A 23,368-nucleotide genomic window follows, 5' to 3' on the forward strand; every position below is an offset into this window, starting at 1 on the left:
TTCTCGTAACCGGTAAGCAAGAGCTTAACTAAAAGGTTTCCCAAACCAAAGAGCCTGTGAAGGCGTGCAGGATGCGTTAAACAACGTGCGCCGCACAGGTCGCGATCGATGCGGTTCGCGCCTCACCGCATCCTACGAGCTTCGTCAAGCAGAGCTTGAAGGTAGGCGTTCCCAAGCTGGAGCTTGGGAACGAGACATAGCTTTTCTAAGGCCGGACCTATTCACTATTCACTATTCACTATTCACTGCTAACTGCTAACTGCTAACTGCTAACTGCTAACTGCTAACAATGATAAGCTAAATCATTCATTTCCCAACTACCCCGATCGATTACCAAATACTTAATTTAAGGCAAATCATCGACATCGGTACCTTCTTTGACCGGCACCATCAAATCTTTTTGCGTGATACCTAATGCCAGTACGATCGGACTCGCAACAAAGATGGAAGAATAAGTCCCTATCAAAATACCGACCAACAAAGCCACTGAAAAATTATGAATAATTTCGCCGCCGAGCACAGCCAATGCGATCAACACTAAAATCGTCGTGAACGAGGTCATCAGGGTACGGCTCAAGGTTTCATTTAAAGAAGTATTCATGACCTCCTCGGAACCAACCTGTCTTAAAAGTCTAAAATTGTCGCGAATTCGGTCGAATACGACGATCGTATCGTTCAGCGAATAACCGATAACCGCCAGCAACGCAGCCAATACCGTCAAGTCGAACTCAAGCCCGAACAGCGAAAAAAAGCCGAGCGTTATGATGACATCGTGAATCAAGGCAGCAACCGATCCCAACGCAAATTTGTATTCGAAACGCCACGCGATATAAATCAACACCCCGAACATCGAATACAGCATTGCCAAACCGCCGTCTTCGGCCAATTCATCGCCGACTTGCGGCCCGACGAATTCGACACGGCGCAATTCGGCCGGTTCCGCCGTTTTTTTATTGATCGCCGCAACGACCTGCGCGCTGAGCTCGGCACTCGACACAGTCTCATCGGGCTTCAAGCGGATCAAGACGTCCCTGGAGCTACCGAAATGCTGCACCATTGCATCTCCGAACCCCTCATCGGCAAGCGCCGCGCGCATCACCGTCAAGTCGGCCGCATTTTGATAAGCAACTTCAACCAACGTACCGCCGGTAAAGTCGATGCCCATCTTTAAACCCTGAGTCGCTAACGATCCGATCGAAACGAGCAGCAGCAACGAGGAAAAAATATAAGCCCACTGACGCTTTCCCAAAAAATCTATCGTTTTAATATTCATAATCAGTCTTCTTAATCCGAAATGCGCCTAAATGGATAATTTCTCGACACGGCGACTGCCGTATATCCAGTTAATAACCATCCGGGTGCCTAAAATAGCCGTAAACATCGACGACAAAATACCGATCGACAAAGTCACCGCGAAACCTTTGACCGGCCCCGTGCCGAATCCGAACAAGACCAAGGCCACTAAAAGCGTTGTAATGTTGGCGTCGAAAATTGTCCCGAAAGCCTTTTCGTAACCGGCATAAATACTCGATTGCGGCGTGTTACCGTTTTTGATCTCCTCGCGAATGCGTTCGAAAATCAATACGTTAGCATCGACCGCCATACCGATAGTCAGCACGATCCCGGCAATGCCCGGCATGGTCAGCGTCGCCTGCAACATCGACAAGATTGCTACGATAACGACGAGATTGAACCCCAACGCCAGATTTGCGACCAAACCGAACACGCGGTAATAAGCCGCCATGAATAACAGCACCAGAACAAAACCGACCATGACCGACCGCATGCCTTGGTCGATATTATCTTGGCCGAGGCTCGGACCGACGGTGCGCTCTTCGACGATATCGACCGGCGCGGCCAAGGCGCCCGCTCTAAGCAATAAAGCTAAATTACGGGCTTCCGTAGTGCTATCGAGACCGGTCGTTTGGAAACGCTTACTAAAGGCATCGCGAATCGTCGCGACGCTGATCACTTTTTCAACCTTTTCCTTGGTCCGAACTTTTTCGCCGTTAACTTCACGCGTTTTTACTTTATATTCGACGAACACGACCGCCATCGGCCGGCCGATATTCTCGCTGGTCACCTTACCCATTTTCTTCGCGCCGATACCGTTCAAGGTCACAAATACCGAGGGCGAATTATTTTGATCCAATCCGGACGATGCATCGACGATCTGATCGCCGGTCACGATAATTCGCCTATCCAATAGAATCGGATTACCGTTTTTCTCATAATAGATACGGCTACCGACCGGCGGCCGTCCTTGTAAAGCTTTTTGTACGTCATGCTCGACATCGACCAAGCGATACTCTAATGTCGCGGTCGTACCTAGAATATCCTTGGCACGGGTCGTGTCCTGAATGCCGGGCAATTGCACGACGATACGATTATTACCTTGCTGTTGAATGACCGGCTCGGCAACGCCTAATTCGTTAACCCGGTTACGCAAGGTCGTGATATTTTGCGCCAGAGCGAATTTTTTAACTTCTTTTTGCTCGGCTTCGGTAATTTTTAGCCAAAGCTCGTTCTCGACATTCGGCCGTTCGATATTCAGCGTCGAAAAATCCTTGTCCAGCACCGCAACGGCAGCATTGGTATCTTCCTCGTCTCTAAGCTTAACGCGGATATAGCCGGTTTCTTGCGACACCGATTGGTAACGGATTTTGGCATCGCGCAAGGCCGAACGAACGTCATCATTATAACGCTCCTCGGCTTGCTTAACCGCGGCATCCATATCGACTTCAAGCATAAAATGCACGCCGCCTCGCAAATCGAGGCCCAGATACATAGGGCTTGCACCGAACGCGCGCAGCCAACCCGGCGTCGCGGGCGCCAAGTTAAGCGCGACCGTAGCATCGTTTCCCAGTCTATCCCTCAGTAAATCCGCCGCTTTCAATTGGTCGTTGGTATCGTTGAAACGGATCAAGATATTGCCATTACCGGTTTCAACTTCTTTAATGGTCATTCCGGCTTGCTTGACCAATTCTTCTATCTGCTGAACCTGGGCGGTCTCGACCGTACTGACATTCGAGAAGGACACCTGAACCGACGGATCGTCGCCGAAAAGATTGGGTAAGGCATAAATAAACCCAATCAAAAAGACGATCAGGATTAATAGATTTTTCCAGAGTGGGAAACGATTTTGCATTTTATTATTCCGACTTTAAACCCGCGATCAAACTTTCGGTTTTTTGGCGATCGCTTTATAGGTGCCTTTCGGCATTAAACTGCCAATGGCATGGCGTTGAACCTGAATGAAGACATTCTCGCTGATTTCAAGCTTGACAAAATTATCGTCTAAATCCGCGACCTTACCCAGAATGCCGCCATTCGTCACGACTTCGACGCCTTTAGTCAACGAGTCGATCATCTGCTTGTGTTCCTTGCTGCGCTTAGATTGCGGCCGCAGAAACAAAAAATAGAAAAACACCAGAATCCCTAGCGGAAACAGCAATCCTTCAAAACCGGGTTGCTGAGCCGCCGGCGCGGCTTGCGCCATGGCATCGGAAATTAAGAAACTCATTGTTATCCTCTTTTATAGTAGTTGTTATACAAAAAGGCCGCCATTATGCCACATCGGGAACGTTTTTACCTCGTTGTTGATAAAACTGCTTGACATAATCATCCAAGCTCCGAGTTTCGATCGCCTGCCGAAGTTCCTGCATCAATTGCAAATAATAAAAAAGATTGTGAATCGTATTAAGACGCGAACCGAGCATTTCGCCGCACTTATCCAAATGCCTAAGGTAAGAACGCGAATAATGCCGGCAGGTATAACAGCCGCAATTTTCATCGAGCGGCCCGGTATCGAACTGGTAACGACTATTGCGGATTTTAATGACGCCGCTCCGCGTGAACAAATGGCCGTTGCGCGCGTTACGAGTCGGCATCACGCAATCGAACATATCGACGCCGCGCCGGACCGCCTCGACCAGATCTTCGGGCGTGCCGACGCCCATCAAATATCGCGGTTTATCGGACGGCATCATCGGCTGCACGACATCGAGCATCGCCAGCATTTCCTCTTTCGGCTCGCCGACCGATAGCCCTCCGATCGCATAACCGTCGAAACCGATATCGACCAAACCCGCCAACGATTCTCGCCTTAAGTGTTCATACATGCCGCCCTGCACGATACCGAACAAGGCCGAAGGATTCTCGCCATGCGCCTTCTTGCTGCGCTCGGCCCAGCGCAAAGACAGGCGCATCGAATCGGCGGCCTGATCGACCGAGGCCGGATAAGGCGTGCATTCGTCGAAAATCATCACGATATCCGAGCCTAAATGCCGTTGCACAGACATCGATTCTTCCGGCCCCATGAAAATCGAGCTGCCGTTGATCGGCGATTTGAAGGTCACGCCCTGCTCGGTGATCTTGCGCAAGGCGCCGAGACTGAACACCTGAAAGCCGCCGGAATCGGTCAAAATCGGCTTATCCCAATGCATGAAATCGTGCAAATCGCCGTGCGCGTTCATGACCTCGACACCCGGCCTCAACATCAAATGAAAGGTATTGCCAAGAATGATTTGCGCACCGACATCGTTCAATTCTTCCGGCGTCATCGCCTTGACTGAACCATAAGTGCCGACAGGCATAAAAACGGGCGTTTCAACAACGCCGCGCGCGAAAGTCAGGCGGCCGCGCCGCGCAAGGCCGTCCGTATTGAGTAAATCGAATTGCATATCAAAAATGAGAAAGCCGAGCGAAGTTCCGGCAGATTCAGCCTAAAAGCGCGCTATTATATCGGAGTGTCCAATTTTCTGTCAGATATTAGCCGCGGCAAAACGTTCGGCTAACAAGGCTTGCGCCATCAACCGAGCAAAAGCCGCTCGGCCCGGTCCAAAGTGCCGGGCGCTCCGAACAGCACGACGACATCACCTTCGACGATGAACACATCGAGCGGATCCTCCTCTCTGCTCCCTTGCCTGACCAAAGACGAAACCGTCACGCCGTCGAAAGCAAACTCGGAAAGTTTTTTGCCGATTCCCCGACTACCCGGCAACATCAAAACGCTGCGCAGCCCGTCCTCCGTCAGAATATTCGGATTATCCGAAAACACATCCTCGCCGCGATACAATTCGCGCAGCAGCCGGTAACGGCCGGCCCGCTGCTGCTGCATCCTGCGCACGACACGCTTGAACGGCACGTTTAGCAACAACAACGCATGAGACGCAATCATCAGTCCAGCTTCGAGCACCTCGGGCACGACTTCGGTCGCGCCGGCTTGCCGCAATTCATCGACATGGGCCTCGTCGCGCGTTCGCACCATGACCGGCAAATCCGGACGCAATGCGCGAACGTGATGCAAAATCTTTTTCGCCAACAACACATCGTCGTAACTGATCACGAGCAATTTGGCGCTATCGATGCCCAAGGCCTCGAGAATGTCGCGCTCCGACGAGTCGCCGTAATAGACCGGTTCACCAGCGACATGAGCCTCTTTGATACGCGCCGAATCGAGATCGACCGCGACATAAGGAATTTTTTCCTCTTCGAGAAAATGACCGACACTCTGTCCGATACGACCGTAGCCGCAAATGATCGCATGATCGTGTAGATGTTGCGTCGCATCGGCACTAACCGGCAACGTTTCGGGATCATTTTGACGCCTTACCGACCGTCGTACCAACAAGCCGGCCAGAACATGGTTATAGCGAATCAGAAAAGGCGCCACTATCATTGAAAACAATACCGAAGTAAAGACGATCTGTGAATATTGATTGGCAATGGCATTGACGTCGAGCGCGATCGCAAGCAACGCAAAGCCGAACTCTCCGCCGACCGCGAGCAAGAACCCGGTACGCCATGCAGTCAGACCGTCGAGACCCGACCAGCGCACGATCAGCGCGACCAAGACCGTTTTCGACACGAGCATCGCGATGGTGCCGATCGTTGCCCATTGCCAATTCTGAGGAATTGCGGCAGGATCGAACAGCATGCCGATGCTGACGAAGAACAAACCGATCAAGACATCGCGAAACGGCCTGATCGTCGATTCAACCTGATGGCGAAACTCGGTCTCACCGAGCATCATGCCGACCAGAAACGCGCCAAACGCCATCGACAAACCGAGCTGGCTGGTCGTCCACGCAGCCAACAGCGATACGAACAGCACCGTCAGCGTGAACAGCTCGGTGGAACGCCTTGCCGCGACGCTATGAAACAACGGGCGAAGCAACCATCTGCCCAGCATGAAAACCAGCAAAAATGCGACAATAGCCTTGGCCATTGCCCAGCCGAGCGATTCGAACAACACGCCGGCATCGTCATCAAGCACGCCGAGCACCGGAATGACAACAATCAAAGGCACGGCTGTCACGTCCTGAAACACTGACATCGCAACACCCAATCGGCCGTGCCGGCTATTTTCCTCCCCCTGCTCGGTGAGTTGTTTGCTGATGATCGTCGTCGACGATTGTGCGAACACCGCGCCGATCACGAACGAGGTCGCCGGCGGCAAACCGAGCAACCAACAGCCCGTGCCGATCAACGCTGTCGTCAAAACGACTTGCCCGGTGCCGAGACTCAAAACTTGACCGCGCAAGGCATGGATCTGTGGCAACGAAAAACTCAGACCGATCGTGAACAGCAAAAACACGATACCGAATTCGGCAACTTCCCGAATCTGTTGAACGTCGATGACCGGCCCCGGCGTATGCGCGCCGAACAGCACCCCGACCATCAGATAGCCGAGACTTGAAGGAATGTGCAGTTTCTGAAACAGGATGACGGCAGCCACGGACGTGCCGAGCATCAATAATATCTGCACAAAGGCTTGTTCTATCATCGGTTGGTGCGCTTGTTTTCGAATAAAATGTTAAATAACTCAAAGCAACGGCAGTCGCTCATACGAACGGCTTCTTTTTTTCCAGTTCTTTGACATGCTCGCTGAGCCCCAAGGCCTTGTCGACATCGAGCTGAATCGCGATGCCGGTGCCGAGACTTTCATCGAGATTGCCGGCTTCGGTAACCGCCTCCAAAATACGTTCGGCCCGCCTCGCCTCGGCCAGTATCAGCACGACCGCACGCGGGCTCAATATTTCGAAACCCAAAATACCGACGACTTTTTCGAGACCTTGCCCACGAGCCTTGCTGATGATCGTCGCACCAGTCGCACCGGCGTTTCTCGACGCGTCCATAACGTCTTCAACCTTGTCCTCATCGACAAAGACCATAATCAATTTAAATAACATAAAACCTCCTTTCTCCTTACTGTGAAAGTTCGTAGATTTAGACTCTTTATCTAATTTTCGATATACAAAAACTCAGCAACGAAAATGCCGGCTCCGAAGAGAGTGCGGTTGCTCGATCGACAAGCGCGTCGGCGGCAGGGCCGATTTTTGCTCCATGCAAAATCGGCATTCACGCCATCCATGGCAATCAGATTCCGCCGTCGAGCCTTCATTTGCCGGAGTGATAATAGCACCTTCATGTACGTTAGGTGATCACAATTATCCAAGGCTGAATCGCAGGGCAAATCTGCACAGTCGCCGCGCAACCTATCACTCGCTCATCCGAATGTTGAACCGTTCCATCCCCATAATTCCGCCGGGCAATTGCTGAATTCGATATAAACGCGATCGGGCGGTATCGACAATTCCTTTTCCAGCAAGCGGCTTAATGACGCCGACAACGAACGCGCCTGAGCGCCGCTCAAGCCGATACTTTTACATTCGAGATAAGCCAATGGCTTATCGCTGCCGCCGAACAACATCGGCTTGCCGGAAGCCAGCTCGACCATGACATAGCGCTCCGACTTACCGGTCTCTTTGGCCATCAGTTGCGACATTTCGGCCAGTAATGGCGAAGATTTTTCATCGGTGATGGGCGTATTGGTATTGAGTTTTAAATAAGGCATCGCAAATTCCTCTTAAGATACGGTAAAAATAACATCCCTAAATGTGTATGGGGTCCCACGGAGGACCGTGAGAACCAGGAAAAAATGCAGTAGGATGGGTAGAGGCGAAGCGAAAACCCATCTTAGGGTGATAAAACGTTGCGAACGGGTTTATAAAACCCGTCCGGCAAGTGGCATCGGGAGCTTCGATAAAATCCCCGGCTGCCGAGTATCGGTGGCTTCGATAGTCGCGACGAAGGCGTCGCTCCCACAGAGGATTGCAAGCGCTGTGGGAGCGATCCCCTGATCGCGATTTCGAGGCCGACAATGTTAAGTGACATAAAATGGTATCGAGGCCTCATTAGCTAAGATTGCATAAGGATAATTTATGACTTATATATACTTCGCGCGGTCCTCCGTGGGAATCCCTACCTTGGCTACCGAGACAAGATCAGCATTCCCAGACGGGTAGCGGTGCAAGCTGCATCGCCTAGCGCTTGCCGCTCCCCATGATGGGTTTCCGCTTCGCTACTACCCATCCTACTACCCTGCTACCCCCGACGCCGAGCCGCCCCTATCAAATGGCTCTCGCCTAGGATGGGTAGAGGCGGAAGCGGAAACTCATAACCACTGCCGGCATGCGGGAACGAGGATCATTGAACAATGACTCGAATCATCGATTCAAGCCGCAACATTTTCAATCATAGCTATTTCATCTGCATTGAACGCGAAGTCATATACCGACAAGTCTTGTTTCATATGCTCCGGATCGCTCGTGCCGGTCAACGGAATCATACCGAGTTGCAACGCGAAACGAAACACGGCCTGTGCCTTGGTACAGCCGTGACGCTTTGTAACCTGATCCATGATAGGGCGGTTCAATTCGGAAACGTTCGCCGTCAACAACGAAAAGCCTTGGTAAACGATGCCATGATCGCGACATTGCTTTCTAACCTCGGAATCCCATTGCGTCCGCGCAAAACATCGGTTTTGCACGAATGCCGGCTTAATCTCGGCAAATTCAATCAAGAGCCTTAATTGATCCTCACTGATATTCGAAACGCCGATCAATCGAACCGAACCGGATTTGCAGAGACTTTCCATCGCTCGCCATACTTCGCGATCCGCTTCGGCCAGACCTTGGCCTAGCGAAGGCCCATGCAAAATGTAGGAATCCAGATAATCGGTGCCCAAATGCTTTAGCGTGCGGCTGAACGACTGCTCGACCTGCGTGGCGTAATCCGCATCGGGATCGTAAGGAAGCCGATGATCTTGACTCGCCGCATAGGTAAACTTGCTTTGCAGAAACAGCTCGCCGCGTTTAAGTCGGCCCTCCCCCAGCACCTTGCTTAGCGCATGTCCGACGCCCTCTTCGTAATAATGCCGCCGCTGATTCGCGGTATCGACGGCCCGGAAGCCGGCTTCGATCGCGGCCAAAACCAATGCCTCGGTCCGTTCTTCCTTCCAGGCCGTCCCATAAAAGAAACTCGGGACTTCAATACCTTGAATCAAACGTACCGGACCCATTCGAATATCTTCACTCATACCCCGCCCCGTTAAATTTTAAAAAACCCTTTAATAACAACAGACCATACATTACCGAACGATAAAATAAGCTTTTATCCTGAAAAGAGCAGTTGAGAGTCTCAAACTATCGTTCGCCCTGAGCCCTTCGGCTGCGCTCAGGAGAGCCCTGTCGAAGGGTGATCGGTAGTTTGAGGCTTCACCAAGCCGGTGATAGGTAAGTATTCAGACCCCGTTGGCAAATTACCGCCATTCAGTCGCAATTGTTGGCCTCCCCCTTTGAAAAAGGGGGATTGAGGGGGATTTATTTAAAAAATCTCCCCTAGCCCCTCTTTTTCAAAGAGGGGGACTGAATACTTACGGTGATAGTGTTGTAGACCCTTCAGGCTTCGACTTGGCTCAGCACGAACGGTCTACAACACATGTCAACTGCTCTTTTTAGGTTTATTTATTGAATATTGATTGCCTTGATAATCGAGAACTCAACGAAACTCTTCGAATGGTCAGTCATAAATCGTTTCGATCCAACTAAATTGCCGATTCATTTAATTGTCATATTTCGGCTCGATAATAACCTGTCGCCCCTTTTACCCCAATTAATAATGATGCTCAGTTTTAAAAAAGCCGCCTTGCCGATAGCGATGATTATTTTACAAAGTTGCTCTGGTATATTCACCCAAACCGAACCCCTAGAAAACAATCGAGGTTACTTCATAGATGCCTCGAATTGCTTCAAAACTTCGATGCGCAAGGAGCGCATAAAAGTGCCGGCCGGGGGCGGTATGACCGAGGTCGAAATCCCCATATTTTACGATGCCGGCACCTTTACAAACTGCATGCGTTTTGCCGGACACAAAACGCCTAAGATCGATTTAGAAGACTATTTGACTGTTTCGCGCCAGTGTTATTTGGAAGCTCGCGGCTTGTCGAATGCAGACGATATCTACGCCGACTGCGTGCATCGAAGCAGAATCGGCGTCGAATTGCTGGAAGACGATGATTAACCCAAGCATGTTGCCCACAAAACACACGCAAATCACGAAAATATCTAATTAGTTATAATTTTCCTCGCCTTCCCAAGCAGTAGCTCTCACCGTTATACACAAGTATAAATATACCAATTGTGCAAAAAGCAGCGGCCGGCATAGTCGACAGATTGATTAAGAAGACCTACACTTTTATCATTCTCGGCCGTTGAAATCATAGGACATAAAGATGAGTATTTTTTCCAAACTATCGGATATCAATTGCCCCGAATCGCTTGCTTGCGATGCCTCGGGAAAAAATCCATCATTCGAGATCAGCTTTCGCGCCGACGGCATAATCCCGTTTCCCCAAGTGATATTGCATGGCGAAGGCCGGCAAAAAATCATAAAGGATGAGGCGATCGGCAGCCGGGCCGACGACAAAGGCGGCTATATTTATACCGCAAAGATACCGGCCGGTTTATTTGCCGCAAATCACATCCATATACAGATCGAAGGCTGCCGCCAGGCCGACTTGAGCCGGGCCGGAGGAGACGACTGGATCAAAGTCTACCGAGATCTCCGGCTAGAAGCTCCTCCCCGCGCCGCACGAAAAATAGAGATTGCAGACGGCATCAAGGTGTACTTCAGCATTCACAAACACATGCACCAACCTTATTACCGCGCGGCCGACCCCGATTATTGGGATGGCGAAAAAGACGAGATCTTCGGCTCCCGCGTCGGCAATTACACCGGTTTCCTACCGGCCGCGGTGCGCCAATATGACGAAGGAAACTTGCCGCATGCCGGCCTATCCACCAGCTGGAGCGGTTCGCTGATCGAACAACTCGATCGCTGCGAAGCGCAAGGCTTGTGCGGCGGCCGTTTCTCTGGCTGGAAAAACGAGTTGCGCGGCATCGCCGGCGCCAAAACCGCACTCGGCAATCCCCGCATGGCTTTTTCCGCGTTCGGCTACTTTCATCCGCTGATGGCGCTGATCCCGGAGCGCAACATCGTGCGCCACATTCAGTGGCACCAAGACGCCATACGCGCCCACTTCGGAGCCGAAGCCTCCAAAGTCTTGTTTCCCCCGGAGACCGCCTTCCATGTACGCATGATTCCGGCACTGAAGGAGGCAGGCATCGAGGCGGTGATCTACGATTCCATCCACCGCTACCGCGCCTGCCGCGACTATCCTTACGCCGGTATCAACGAAGGCATGCTGCCGCCCAACCCCGCGGAACAAGTCAACCCGCCGATCGACGATTGGCTGCAACTGCACAACATCTGGGCCGGCTCGAAAATTTCTCCAAGCCTGATGCGGCCCGAATATATCGCCTACGAAGACCCTGACGGCAAGATTCATAAAATCATCGGCATTCCGGCCGAGCGCTACATCGGCAACGAAGACGCCCGGGGCGGCTTCGGCGCCTTACAATATGCTGACGTACTCGGTCAGGTTTACGATCGAATCGTCGAAACCGGCAGTTTCGATCCGAAACATCCGCCTTTTTTTCTGCTCCATTCAGACGGCGACAATCACGGAGGCGGTGCCGACAGTTATTATCATCACAACACCGGCGAACTGGTGCGCTGGCTGCATCAAGACCCGCGCTTCGAACTGACCACCAGCGAGGATTATTTGCAGCGTTTCCCGCCCGACCCGGCTCAGGCCGTGCATATCGAACCCGGCTCCTGGAGCGGTGCCGATAACGGCGATCCGCAATTCATGAAATGGTTCAGCCGCTACGACCAACCCTACTCACCGGACCTAAACTCGTGGGCCGTTCTAACGGCACTGCAAAACCTCGTGCATACGATCGAAGACAGCGCGCCGGAACATGCCGCGCTGCAAGAAGCCTCGCGCTTGATGCTCACGGCCGAAACCAGCTGTTACTGGTATTGGACCGGTCAGGACGTCTGGGATAAACAAGTCACCGAAGCGGCCAATAAAGGCTGGCAATTACTCGGCAGCGCCGTTAAACAAGTCGGCGACAGCACCGGACCTACCATTTTCGCCCCCTGGGTTACGCCGGAAAACCCGGGCGGCGATTGTTGGGGACAGGGTTGTCTTAAAGCCGCGCCGAGAGAAGCCACGTTGCATACTTTCATCCACGATCTATCGGGCCTGAAGCGCTCGACACTCGTACTGCGCACAGCTTCCGGCGAGAAACGCCTAGATCTCAACAATCACGGCCCATATCCAAGCCACACCGGCGCCTCGGTATCGGCCGATTATTGCACCGCGTCCTTACCGGTCGGGGCAGGCAATGTGCGCTACTACATCGAAGCCGAAGACTCACGCGGCAATGTCTCGCGCAGTGCATTGGAGAGGATTTATTTGGCATGAAGTCGGTAGGTAACAATCCATCCAACAGGGTCGCTCTTGCGTAGGATGGGTAGAGGCGGAAGCCGAAACCCATCGTTTTTCGCCGCCGCCGGTTTTCCTGCCGGACGGGTGTTATCAATCCGGTCGCAATGCTTTTTTGCCGTTTGCGGGTACCCGTGATGGGTTTCCGCTTCGCTGCTACCCATCCTACAAGGTCGCTCTTGCGTAGGATGGGTAGAGGCGGAAGCCGAAACCCATCGTTTTTCGCCTCGCCGCCGGTTTTCCCGCCGGACGGGTGTTATCAATCCGACCGTAATGTTTTTTGCCGTTTGTGGGAACCCATGATGGGTTTCCGCTTCGCTGCTACCCATCCTACAGGGTCGCTCTTGCGTAGCCCTTCCGAATTCAACATCGCAACCCCGAAACCTTCCTTCTCAAGCGCCTAAAATCGCCGTCCGAATCCGCACGCTGATATTTCAATCTAACGAATATCTCGGTAATCTCATCGATATCGCGCGCCAATTCCGGACAATGCACCTTTGCTCTTTGCGCAAAATCGATCGGTCCTTCGCTGCTTGCTCTCTCCACGCCCAACCGGGTCATTTTCCGGCAAAATTTCCGATACAATTTCACCACCGGATCGTCACGCTTGCCCCAAGGCCTCAACAACATACCCGCCAAAATCAACATCACCGCAAGCCATACGGCCAGCAAGCCGAACAACACCTCTTGCCAATGCTTCAGATGAAGGCGATTCAACAGATCGCTACGCGTTCCGCTGCCATAACTCACGATCCAGCGCTGCCAGTAATATTCCAAACTATTCCAAAACTGCTCGACCGGCTTCAAATCGGACCAGGAATCTCGAATTTCCCGGTCAATGGGCGCCGCGCCCGCCTCTCCGAACTCCGAACGCTCATCCCTAAGCGAATCTTGCGAGGTCTGAACCGGCATAACGGCACTCGTAGGATCGACCCGAACCCAACCCTTGCCGTCCAGCCAAACCTCAGCCCAGGCATGCGCATCCGATTGCCGGACTTCTAAAAATCGGCCGATTTTATTGAACTCGCCGCCCTGATAACCCGTAACCACACGGGCCGGAATATCGGCGACCCTCAATAAATAAACAAACGCCGTCGCATAGTGATTGCAAAAACCCGTTTTGGCCTCGAACAAAAATGTTTCAATCGGACGATCCGGCATCAAAGGCGGTGTCAGACTGTATTGAAAACCCTGCCGCCGAAACCACGCCAACACATTATTCAAATACCGCTCGGGCGCCTCGTCAAAACCGTGTAATTGCCGAACCAAAGACTCGACTTCAACGGAAGGCTCGCCGGGTAATTGCCGGTTTTCCGCATACTCCGAACGCGTAATACGACCGGTGTTGTAGTGCGAATAAGACACCAGCTTAAATTCGGCGGCCTCCTCGCTCCGAACCCGACTAAGCAACTGATAATTGGCATCGCGCCGCAACGAGTCATCAAACTCGACGGGCATCTCCAGCCCATACACCCATGAGTGAGCTTGCGGTTCCAGCAACAAGCGATAGGCATACGATTGACCGGATACCTGCAAGGGTTCTTGATAATACTTGGCATGAGCATTAGTAGACCTGCGCCACCGAACACCGTCGGTAAAACTAAACACCGGGCCGCGCCAATACAATTGATCCTTAGGCGGCATCGCCCCGTCAAACTTGACCCGGAACGCCAGTTTGGGCGACAAAGCCAATTGATCGAAAGCGCCCGGCTCCAAAATATCGCCGAGGCCCGACTGCGCCCGATGCTTATCGTCATTCAAAAATGCCCAGGCAGGCGCCTGCACCCGAGGGAACACCATGAATAAAATTGCCGTCATCGGCAGGGCCTGCAAAAACAAATACGAAATCCTGCGCAATACATCGACGCGAAACAGACGGCCATGCTGATTCACGGCGACCAAACAGGCCAACAACAACAAACTGACCGACAAACCATAAACGGCGGCAACGATGTTTTGCCAATACAAAAACTGAGCGGCAATGACGATAAAGCCCAAATAAGCAATCAAATAAACATCGCGCGGCTTATTCAACTCCAACAACTTCAAGCCCAAGGCCGTCACAAACAAGGCCGTACCGCTACCGATCCCCCATTCGCCTCGATGATGAGCGACCAGCAAACCGATACCGACCAACATCAACACCGAAGCAGCCATGCCCTTAGGCAGACAATTCGGATAACGAATACCGCAAAAACGCCAAAACCACAACACCCCAAAAAATACGGATAAAAGCGGCGGAATATGACCGACGTGAGGCAGCACGATCAAAGCGACCGCAAATAACAAGCCTCGCAAGATACCTGCATTCATGATCGCTCGCCCTCAAAAAGAGCCAAAGCCTTCAAGCAGCGGGCTCGATGCGAAGCACCGTGATCCGGCGGAATACGGCAGCCCGGCAAACGCAAGCCATAACGCAAACCGGCCGTATCGGCATCCAAAATCCAGCGGCATAAACTGCTCAAACGATCTTCGGTTCGCTCCCCGAAAGCCTGCCCATAATCCAACCACAACTCGGTGCCGACCGACTCGCCGGCATATTGTTTAGACAACAAGCCTTGACCCTTGGCATAAGCCTTCCAATGAATCTGGCGCAACAAATCTCCCGCCTGATATTCGCGAGTGCCGATAAAATCGTCTTGCCCGCCGCGGTCGCTAACGCTCTGCCCGGCTGCGTCAGACCCGCTTGCGTCCGGAAAAGGCACGACATCCCGAGCCGGCTTCGGATAAACCAAAATCCGATCGCTAAAGCGCAGCGGCGACCAGGCCCGGAAAAGACCCAACGGATAATGACTGGCCAGCGTTATCGCGCCAATCGAATGCCAACCGCGTTGTTGAGTACGCATATATAAGGTGAGCGTTTTACTTTGCCGAGCCTCCAAATCGAAAACCGACTCGTTTTCCAGATGCGCCGACAAAGCATAGCGTCGAGTGTCCGTCGGATTACTCACCGTCAATGACAAACCCGCCGATTCGCCGGCAAAAACCGGGGCCGCATAACCGGTTTTTACCACCAACCCGGCCAGCGCCCGATAGGTATGCAAAATCGACACAAAAAATAGGCTAGCCAGAAAAAACGCCAAGCCGTACACCAAATTATTGTTATAAATCAGAGCGATCAACAACAATAACACAATGGTATAAACCAAGCTCAGCCCCCGCTGCGTCGGCAAAATAAAAACCCGCCGCCGCGTCAACTCCAACGGACCGCTCGCAGACTCGCCCCGCCTGAAAAAACGCCCGAACCCGAAACCTTGCTTCAATGACGCTAGATCTGCGTTCATCCCACACCTCTAACCGTAATTCGTTTCAAAATATACCTTTCGCAATCTTAACCAATGAGACCTCGATACCATTTATTGTCACTTAACACCCTTGGATATCCCACACCTAACGCTAGTTGATCCGCGTAGGGTACGCTGTGCGTACCATGGTAACCCCTCGATGTTCATGCGCCAGCCGAACCGTCAGGGCACGGCTTTGGTACGCGCAGCGTACCCTACAATTTATGTATAACGATGAGCGCGGGGCGGGTTATTCAACCCGCTCCGAACGTTTCGATTTGCTCCAAACATTTCGGTTGTAATTATTCACAGCCCCTATCGTTCCCACGCTCCGGCGTGGAAATGAAAACCGAGACGCTCTAGCGTCTCGTACCGCTGGAGCGGTACTCAGGCATTCCCACGCAGAGCGTGGGAACGATAATTTCCGGGGGACTGAATAGTTACTTTCGGTTTGCTTTGGCCACGGGCGAAACGTTTAGGACGGGGTTTAAACCCCGTCCTGCTCAGATACCGGTTCCGAAGAGGGTTCGGTTGCTCGACCGACAGGCGTCGGCGGCAGGAAAAGCCGCCGTCGAGCCTACATGGACGTATTCACCCAGCACCTAAATTCCATAGCCCATTGGCTATGGTTAACTATCTTGGATAATTTAGGTGCTGGGTTCACGGCGTCCTGTCGGGCGAGTGACCGCACCCTCCCCCACGTCTCAAACTTTCATTTACCGGAGCGTCGGCGGCAGGTAAAGACAGCACTTAAACCACCGGCACGTTTTGTAAAATCGGCGCCACGATAGCCTCCGAATTCCCCACCCCGGAACGAATCCGGTGCCCCGCAACCGCCGGCAATACCGCTTGCACATCTTCGGGCAACACCGCGTCGCGATTGGCCAACAACGCCCAAGCCTTAGCCGCGTTCAGCAAAGCCAAACCGGCCCGAGGCGATAAACCGCAATGATACTGATCGGATTGCCGAGTAAACGTCACGACCGCCAACACATAATTCAACAAAGCCGGCGAGGCATACACGCGCGCCACTTGATCCTGCAACTGCAACAAACGCTCTGCCGGCATCATCACCGGCAAATCCTCAAGCAAGCGATAGCGCGCCTCGCCGGACAACAACGACAACTCGGCGCGATGATCCGGATAACCCAGCTCGATCCGCATCAAAAACCGGTCTAATTGCGACTCGGGCAAAGAAAACGTACCCACATGATGATTCGGGTTTTGCGTGGCGATCACAAAAAACAACTCGGGCAAAGCATACGTTTCGCCGTCTACCGTTACTTGCCGTTCCTCCATCGCCTCGAGCAAAGCGCTTTGCGCCTTCGGCGAAGCGCGATTGATTTCATCGGCCAAGATCATTTGCCTGAAAATCGGGCCGGGATGAAACTTAAACGCATGCTCATTCGCCATAAACACCGACGAACCGATAATATCCGCCGGCAACAGATCGCTGGTAAATTGCAAACGCTGATAATCCATACCGAATAATTTAGCCAGCGCATGCGACAAAGTCGTCTTCCCCACGCCGGGTAAATCCTCGATCAACAAATGCCCTTTGGCCAGCAAACAACACACCGCCAATCGAATTTGCCGATCCTTACCCAGAATAATTTGATTCGCTTGGTTAATTAACGCTTCTAAGTCATGTTCCATACTGTCAATCCTTCTCGGTCGAAAATAATGTCGCGCAGGTCAGTGCCGCCAGAACCCGCAACAGTGTTAATAGTTATCGCAAGGCTCATTACGACCGGGATCGGGCATGCGTAGATAAAGCACCCGGTCGTCGTTGCGGTCGGAGGCATCTAGATTGCTAATCGTGGTATCAATTGCGGCGTCTTTTGGCCCAAGCCCATGCCCAGGTCCCGCCGAAACCAACCGCGCGTATTTAAAGGGATCTTCTGAGTCGCTGGTATCGATTGGAACTTGTAGAACAATCGGTCTGCCCCAGGCGTCGAATACATGATACAAATCTAGGTCCAGATCATTGTGATCGATATGCACCGTACCGTTTGGATTGCTCGACGAATCAAAAACAGCGCCGAAGCTGGCATGATATTGATCAGTTGATCTGCCACCGGTCGATAAATACGGATCTCGCAAACCGACTGCGGTCTTGGGATTATATTTATCCCGACCTCCAGCCACGAATAAATAATGCAAGCCATATTTATGATCGGGATTGTCTTTTGGTGAAGGATAATGGCCCAAAGTATCCATGTAATAACCCGGCCCCGCAGAACCACCCATGATTGCCTCTTTCACAACCGTCATCGACGCATCGGTCGCCCGGCACATCGCCATTTGCCCGGTGCCGACGACATAAGGCACCATCAACCCGGCCAGCGCAATCAACACCAGCAAGACAACACTCAACTCCAACAACGTCAAACCGCGTTGCAAAAAACAAGAACATCGTTTCATTCGCTCAAATCCTCAAAATACATGCTGCCGAACGGGTTTCCTGCCGTTTGCGGGAACCCATGATGGGTTTCCGCTTCGCTGCTACCCATCCTACAAGGTGGCTCTTGCGTAGGATGGGTAGAGGCGGAAGCCGAAACCCATCGTTTTTCGCCTCGCCGACGGATATCTTGCCGGATAGAGATCATAAACCCGTCCGAAACGTTTTAATGGTTCCCACGCTCCGGCGTGGGAACCCAGGCGGGGACGCTCCAGCGCCCCCGAACCGCGGAGCGGTTCGGGCTGCATTCCCACGCCGGAGCATGGGAACGATGGAATGTTGGGAGCGATCCGACTCCTTGTGGGAGCGACGCCTTCGTCGCGATTTCGAAGCGCTGCAGGATGGGTAGAGGCGGAAGCCGAAACCCATCGTTTTTCTACCAATTTATTACTGGCAATGAAGTTCTGGGATATATTGTTATTGGTTGTGGCTTACTTTCCCAGGGATAAGGTATCGTGGTTTTGCAGCCATCAACACCTCTCTGGTAATAAATTGCAATACGTGCTTCACCTGTTTTGATCAAACTGTTTACTGGAAAATCGAAGACTAAATTATGTATTGCTCCATCTTCATAAATAACTGGCGTAGATGTTGGAATAAGTGTGTCTATTGATCCATTTGAATAATGATATACCCTGAGGCAAACCAACCTTGACTCGCCAGCCACTCCATCCCCAAACCAGTTAGATGCTGGTGTTGTAGCCTCACAACCAGCACGAGTCTCTTCATCTTTATCACTACAACTATTCCATGTATTACTAGCATCTGCATCTTTACAAGCCGTTTTATTAGAATATGCTGCATCGGAACAACCATATCCCTCGCCATACCAAATACCATCATTATCTTCGCAGTCAGTTTGTGTTGTATAGACTGCTAGGCTGCAGGATTTCCATGTTTTACTAGCAGCTTCACAAGTTGTTTTATTGGAATAACTAGGACTAGGAGAGCCCGGAATACCTTCACTACATCCGCCATACCATATTCCTTGAGCTGCTTCGCAATCTACCCGAGTTGTATAAGACGCATTGCTGCAATGACTATCCATTGAAAACACTCTTCCTTGGAGTTTCACAGTAATGCCGGGGAAAATATCTTTTTGATAATCGCTTACTAGAATCTGCGTGAAGAAATCACAATTGAAATCATTTGAACAACTACCACCGTCATAGACTTGATCCTTTCCGTAACTGATAATTTTTAAATCGTTGATACTTGGTGTATTTTCCAACTCCCAACCATAATTGCTTATTGCCTCATCAATTGAAAGAGTTCCGGGTTTATCCACTCCTGTTCGTCCCCAACCATCAGTAAATGTATCCGTGCCATCGGGATTACCAGACACATTTAGATATGGGCCGCGCCATCCATAACCTAAGCCTGACTCCAAATGAATTTGCCAACCAAGCCAGAGACCACCAGCTATCGAACAATCTATTTGCGTTGTGGAAACATCATCAGTACACGGAGTGTCAAACCATGTCCACGATCCACCATCACTTTCACACTCCAATAAAGATTTTTGAGTAGCGACACCGCCAACTATGCAAGCACTGGCCTGAAGTAGATCACGTACGCTCCCCGGCAACCGCCCCATATCCGCCACAAACCCGCTAATCGCTTGCTGGCCGTTAATGATCAACCTCGGATTGCCGAGGATTGCGTTTCGGATCATTTCCAGGCGTTCTTTGGTTTGTTCGTAACGCACTTGAAAGCCTAGGTCGTTGGTCGAGCGTATCGCGATGGTTGCCAGTACGGTTAGTATCAACAGCGTTACGGTCAGTTCGACTAGGGTGAGTCCTCGCTGGCGACGTTTCGGGGCGGGCATTCGGTCGATTCTGTCGGTCGCTATCAACGGCATCGTCTACCTCCCGGTCTGGAGTAGAGCGTTTTCAATATCTGCAAATCGCTTTGTCCGACCAGGCCGTCGCCGTCCAAGTCGTAGGCCGGTTTATGATCGCCCCGTCGATAGGCGCTGAACAGGCGGCGCCAATCGGCTTTGTCCACGCAGCCGTCGCCGTTGATATCGCCGGGCACCGCCAGTAGTTCGATATCCAGCACGGCTTGCGCGCCGCTTAAATCGACCGGCGCGTCGGTCGACACTTCCGCTTCGAGCAGTAAGCGCCGGGTCGGATTGTTTCTCGGCATCACGCCGATGCTAAAAGCCGCCGTGCCGCCGGAAGGCAAGTCGGGGAGTTTGCATTCGACTTTCTTTCTGTTGAAGCTCGGGCAGCCGTCGACGTAGCGATAGCGGAGGAATTTCGGCAGACCCTTGGCGCTTACCTGTAAATTGGTCAAGGTTTGTCCGCTGAAATTGTGCACTTCGAAGCGATAGGCGAATTCGCGGCCGGCAATGACGAGAGGCTCGATTGCCTTTAGGGTTAAATACACGGAGTCGGCCGCATTACCGGCTTCGCTAAAAATCCGGTCCGCCTTTACCAGACCGCAACCGGTCCCCCAGTTGAAGTCGTCCGCGAATTCACAGTCCGGATTGGGTGGAGCCGGTTGTGAAACATTGCCTGCGGGATCGTGTAGCGCCAGGCTGCCTTTACGCATCGCCAGATGAACTTGATCGGGGCTTAAAAACGGAAACGCCTGTTTCAATAAGCCCGCCAAGGCGGCGGCATTCGGCGCTGCTGCCGAGGTGCCGGTAAAATTGGGAAAGCCGCTGCCGTCGTTGTCATTGCCGAAAAATGTCGTGTCGCTATTATCGGGCGCGACGATATCGGGTTTAAGGCGCTGTTCTGCCTGATTGTGCCTGATACCGTCCCGATTGAAATAAATCGGCGTGCCGCCCGCCGATGAAAAATACTGAATTTTGCTGTCTGTAATCGGCGTTCCGAACCACGGCGTTTCCTCGTAGGGAATCGCGCCGACCGCCATCGCGCCGGCCGCGTTGGCATGACCGTAAACGGTGCCGCTGTGGGTGGGGTAGTGGTCGATAGTCAAGGGCACGACATCTTCGATATCGCGGTAAAGAATCAGTTCGCGGCCGATCAACGCGGCCTTGAAACCTTCTGGAATGAACCAAATAGACAAATAGGGTGCACCGATGCGATGAAATTCGTCTTTGTATTCGATTAGAACATTGCTGTCGCTGCCCAGAAATAAAGGTCTCTCTTGCGTATTGATTTCGACAATTTCACGTTCCAATACGACAACGGCCTTGCCTCGCTGCATCACTTGCCCATCGGGCATGACCAAAGCCGGGGCGCCGTTGTTAAATTGCACGCTAAGCTGTACCAATTCGTCTTCTTTTGCATCCGGCCAAGGCGCGGGCGGGCCGAACATTACATATTTAACATGCTTGGGCGCGGGCCCGGCCCGATGGCTGATATATAAATAAAACTCGGTCGTTTCCATCGAGTGTTCGATGCCAAGAATCTCGACCGGATTGTGTCCGATATTGCTGTCCTGGCTGCTGGTCACGATGCGCCGTTTGCTGTGATCCAATAAAAACAAATCCAGATCGGTTTTCGCGCCTGCTCCGCCGGCGATTTCAGCCGGGTCGTCCCATTGCAACACGATGCGCACACCCGTGTTTTGAGGTATTGTGATTTTCTGATAAAAATCGGAAGCCTGCCCCGCCGCCTTGCCGAAATCATGCGCAGTATCGTACGACAAGGGCTCGCGGCCCGACACGAAATCGTTTTCGTAAGACAGCCTGGCCATGTTCCCCGCCGAAGAAAAATAAGCGACGCCGCGCGCCTTGACTTCGTCGACCGATTGCGCGATCGGCCCGTCTTGGAACATCGGCATGGTCAGGTATGCGATGTCGTCGACGATGATATCGGCGCCGGCATCGGCCAAACGCTGAATGCCTTGGGCAAAGCCGGCCGCGCCCATCCATGCGGTATAAAACATCTGCTTCGCCCCCGGAGCGATGTCGTAAACCAATTGCATCATCGCCCGGCCTTCGTCGCTTAAACCCTCATCGCAAAACGGATAGTCCTGCAACACGACGACATCGTCCGGCAGATCGCCGCTTAGCACGTCGTCCGCCGCGCCATCCAAACAGTTGTAGCTGTCGGACAAGACGCCGATCGTCACGCCGCTGCCGTCGACGTTATAGCGTTTGCGCACGACATCGGTGAACATCGCCGCATCGGCCGCGTTGTAGGCCAAGCCGCCTGGCGGTCCCAGCGCATGGCGCGATGCGCTCGATGCTTGCACCCAATTGACGCCGGACAATCCTTCGAGCTCATGCAAGCTTTCAATCGGAAACACGCCGGAAACGAGTTGTTTATAGCGGACCGCGTGCATCATGCCGAGTGATTGCAAGTGTTCGAGCAGCGTTTCGGCCTGTGCCGAATCGGCTGCCGAAATGTCGATCACGACATAGCGATGATCGATCACCGACAGCGTTCGGTCGGCGGAAACGAAACTCTGAACGGGTTTGCCGGCAGCGCTATGCTGACGGAATTCGGCTTGCAAGCGTTGCAGATGACTGCTCAAGCGTATGTCCGCGCCCTGTGCCGACACGCCGCAACAGACCATCAATAAAAACACTAAACGGTATCGATTCATCATAAGCATTCAAATTTAAGTGAAACGATGGGTTTCGGCTTCCGCCTCTACCCATCCTACGCAAGAGCCGCCTTGCAGGATGGGTAGCAGCGAAGCGGAAACCCATCCTGCAGCGCTTCGAAATCGCGACGAAGACGTCGCTCCCACAGGGAGCCGGATGGCTCCCAACATCCCATCGTTCCCACGCTCCGGCGTGGGAATGCAGCCCGAACCGCTCCGCGGTTCGGGGACGCTGGAGCGTCCCCGCCTGGGTTCCCACGCAGAGCGTGGGAACCATTAAAAGGTTTCGGACGGGTTTATGACCTCTATCCGGCAAAATATCCATCGGAGGCATGAAAACGATGGGTTTCGGCTTCCGCCTCTACCCATCCTACGCAAGAGCCGCCTTGTAGGATGGGT

General features: G+C 52.5%; 17 protein-coding genes. 2 read left to right on the top strand and 15 right to left on the bottom strand.

Going from position 1 to position 23,368, the window contains the following annotated elements:
• Positions 1-346: 346 nt before the first annotated feature.
• From secF to EQU24_RS19430, 9 genes are all read right to left on the bottom strand, one after another.
• Positions 347-1,273 carry a protein translocase subunit SecF gene (gene secF, locus EQU24_RS19395; RefSeq protein ID WP_017841976.1) on the bottom strand — a complete coding sequence of 309 codons (927 nt, stop codon included), beginning with the start codon at positions 1,271-1,273 and terminating at the stop codon, positions 347-349.
• A gap of 27 nt (positions 1,274-1,300) precedes the next feature.
• The gene (gene secD / locus EQU24_RS19400; RefSeq protein WP_017841975.1) at positions 1,301-3,148 is read right to left on the bottom strand and encodes a protein translocase subunit SecD; all 1,848 of its coding nucleotides are present in this window, start codon (positions 3,146-3,148) and stop codon (positions 1,301-1,303) included.
• Positions 3,149-3,175: 27 nt separating this feature from the next.
• Positions 3,176-3,523: a preprotein translocase subunit YajC gene (gene yajC / locus EQU24_RS19405; RefSeq protein ID WP_017841974.1), complete on the bottom strand. Its 348-nt coding sequence runs from the start codon at positions 3,521-3,523 to the stop codon at positions 3,176-3,178.
• 43 nt (positions 3,524-3,566) lie between these two features.
• On the bottom strand, positions 3,567-4,682 hold the full coding sequence (gene tgt / locus EQU24_RS19410) for a tRNA guanosine(34) transglycosylase Tgt (protein ID WP_017841973.1): 1,116 nt from the start codon (positions 4,680-4,682) through the stop codon (positions 3,567-3,569).
• 128 nt (positions 4,683-4,810) lie between these two features.
• A complete protein-coding gene (locus EQU24_RS19415) occupies positions 4,811-6,787 on the bottom strand; it encodes a monovalent cation:proton antiporter family protein (protein WP_017841971.1) in 1,977 nt (658 codons plus the stop codon).
• 58 nt (positions 6,788-6,845) lie between these two features.
• Positions 6,846-7,193, bottom strand: coding sequence for a P-II family nitrogen regulator (locus EQU24_RS19420; protein WP_014146999.1), 348 nt, complete (start codon positions 7,191-7,193; stop codon positions 6,846-6,848).
• Positions 7,194-7,239: 46 nt separating this feature from the next.
• Positions 7,240-7,362, bottom strand: a complete 123-nt coding sequence (locus tag EQU24_RS23355) for a hypothetical protein (protein ID WP_017841970.1) — start codon at positions 7,360-7,362, stop codon at positions 7,240-7,242.
• A 148-nt stretch (positions 7,363-7,510) separates the two neighbouring features.
• Positions 7,511-7,858, bottom strand: coding sequence for a phenylpyruvate tautomerase MIF-related protein (locus tag EQU24_RS19425; protein WP_017841969.1), 348 nt, complete (start codon positions 7,856-7,858; stop codon positions 7,511-7,513).
• Positions 7,859-8,518: 660 nt separating this feature from the next.
• Positions 8,519-9,382, bottom strand: coding sequence for an aldo/keto reductase family protein (locus tag EQU24_RS19430; protein ID WP_138767232.1), 864 nt, complete (start codon positions 9,380-9,382; stop codon positions 8,519-8,521).
• Between the two features lie 581 nt (positions 9,383-9,963).
• Here EQU24_RS19430 and EQU24_RS19435 point away from each other — a divergent pair.
• On the top strand, positions 9,964-10,365 hold the full coding sequence (locus EQU24_RS19435) for a hypothetical protein (RefSeq protein ID WP_040575349.1): 402 nt from the start codon (positions 9,964-9,966) through the stop codon (positions 10,363-10,365).
• Between the two features lie 211 nt (positions 10,366-10,576).
• Positions 10,577-12,676: a polysaccharide deacetylase family protein gene (locus EQU24_RS19440; RefSeq protein ID WP_017841966.1), complete on the top strand. Its 2,100-nt coding sequence runs from the start codon at positions 10,577-10,579 to the stop codon at positions 12,674-12,676.
• 384 nt (positions 12,677-13,060) lie between these two features.
• Here the strand turns inward: EQU24_RS19440 and EQU24_RS19445 are convergent, their stop codons facing one another.
• The 6 genes from EQU24_RS19445 to EQU24_RS19470 all read right to left on the bottom strand — a co-directional run bounded on the left by EQU24_RS19445 (position 13,061) and on the right by EQU24_RS19470 (position 22,972).
• The gene (locus EQU24_RS19445) at positions 13,061-15,010 is read right to left on the bottom strand and encodes a transglutaminase TgpA family protein (protein WP_017841964.1); all 1,950 of its coding nucleotides are present in this window, start codon (positions 15,008-15,010) and stop codon (positions 13,061-13,063) included.
• Complete coding sequence (locus EQU24_RS19450; protein ID WP_017841963.1) at positions 15,007-15,981, bottom strand: DUF58 domain-containing protein; 975 nt, start codon at positions 15,979-15,981, stop codon at positions 15,007-15,009. The genes EQU24_RS19445 and EQU24_RS19450 overlap by 4 nt, the downstream gene beginning before the upstream one ends.
• Positions 15,982-16,731: 750 nt before the next feature.
• Complete coding sequence (locus tag EQU24_RS19455) at positions 16,732-17,637, bottom strand: AAA family ATPase (protein WP_014146992.1); 906 nt, start codon at positions 17,635-17,637, stop codon at positions 16,732-16,734.
• Between the two features lie 66 nt (positions 17,638-17,703).
• A complete protein-coding gene (locus tag EQU24_RS19460; protein ID WP_014146991.1) occupies positions 17,704-18,405 on the bottom strand; it encodes a hypothetical protein in 702 nt (233 codons plus the stop codon).
• Between the two features lie 413 nt (positions 18,406-18,818).
• Positions 18,819-20,303: a type II secretion system protein gene (locus tag EQU24_RS19465; RefSeq protein ID WP_017841961.1), complete on the bottom strand. Its 1,485-nt coding sequence runs from the start codon at positions 20,301-20,303 to the stop codon at positions 18,819-18,821.
• Positions 20,294-22,972: a S8 family serine peptidase gene (locus tag EQU24_RS19470; protein WP_175421707.1), complete on the bottom strand. Its 2,679-nt coding sequence runs from the start codon at positions 22,970-22,972 to the stop codon at positions 20,294-20,296. Before EQU24_RS19470 ends, EQU24_RS19465 begins: the two co-directional genes overlap by 10 nt.
• Positions 22,973-23,368: the final 396 nt, after the last annotated feature.

Origin of the sequence: Methylotuvimicrobium buryatense (genome assembly GCF_005931095.1) — a bacterium.
Lineage (GTDB): Bacteria > Pseudomonadota > Gammaproteobacteria > Methylococcales > Methylomonadaceae > Methylotuvimicrobium > Methylotuvimicrobium buryatense.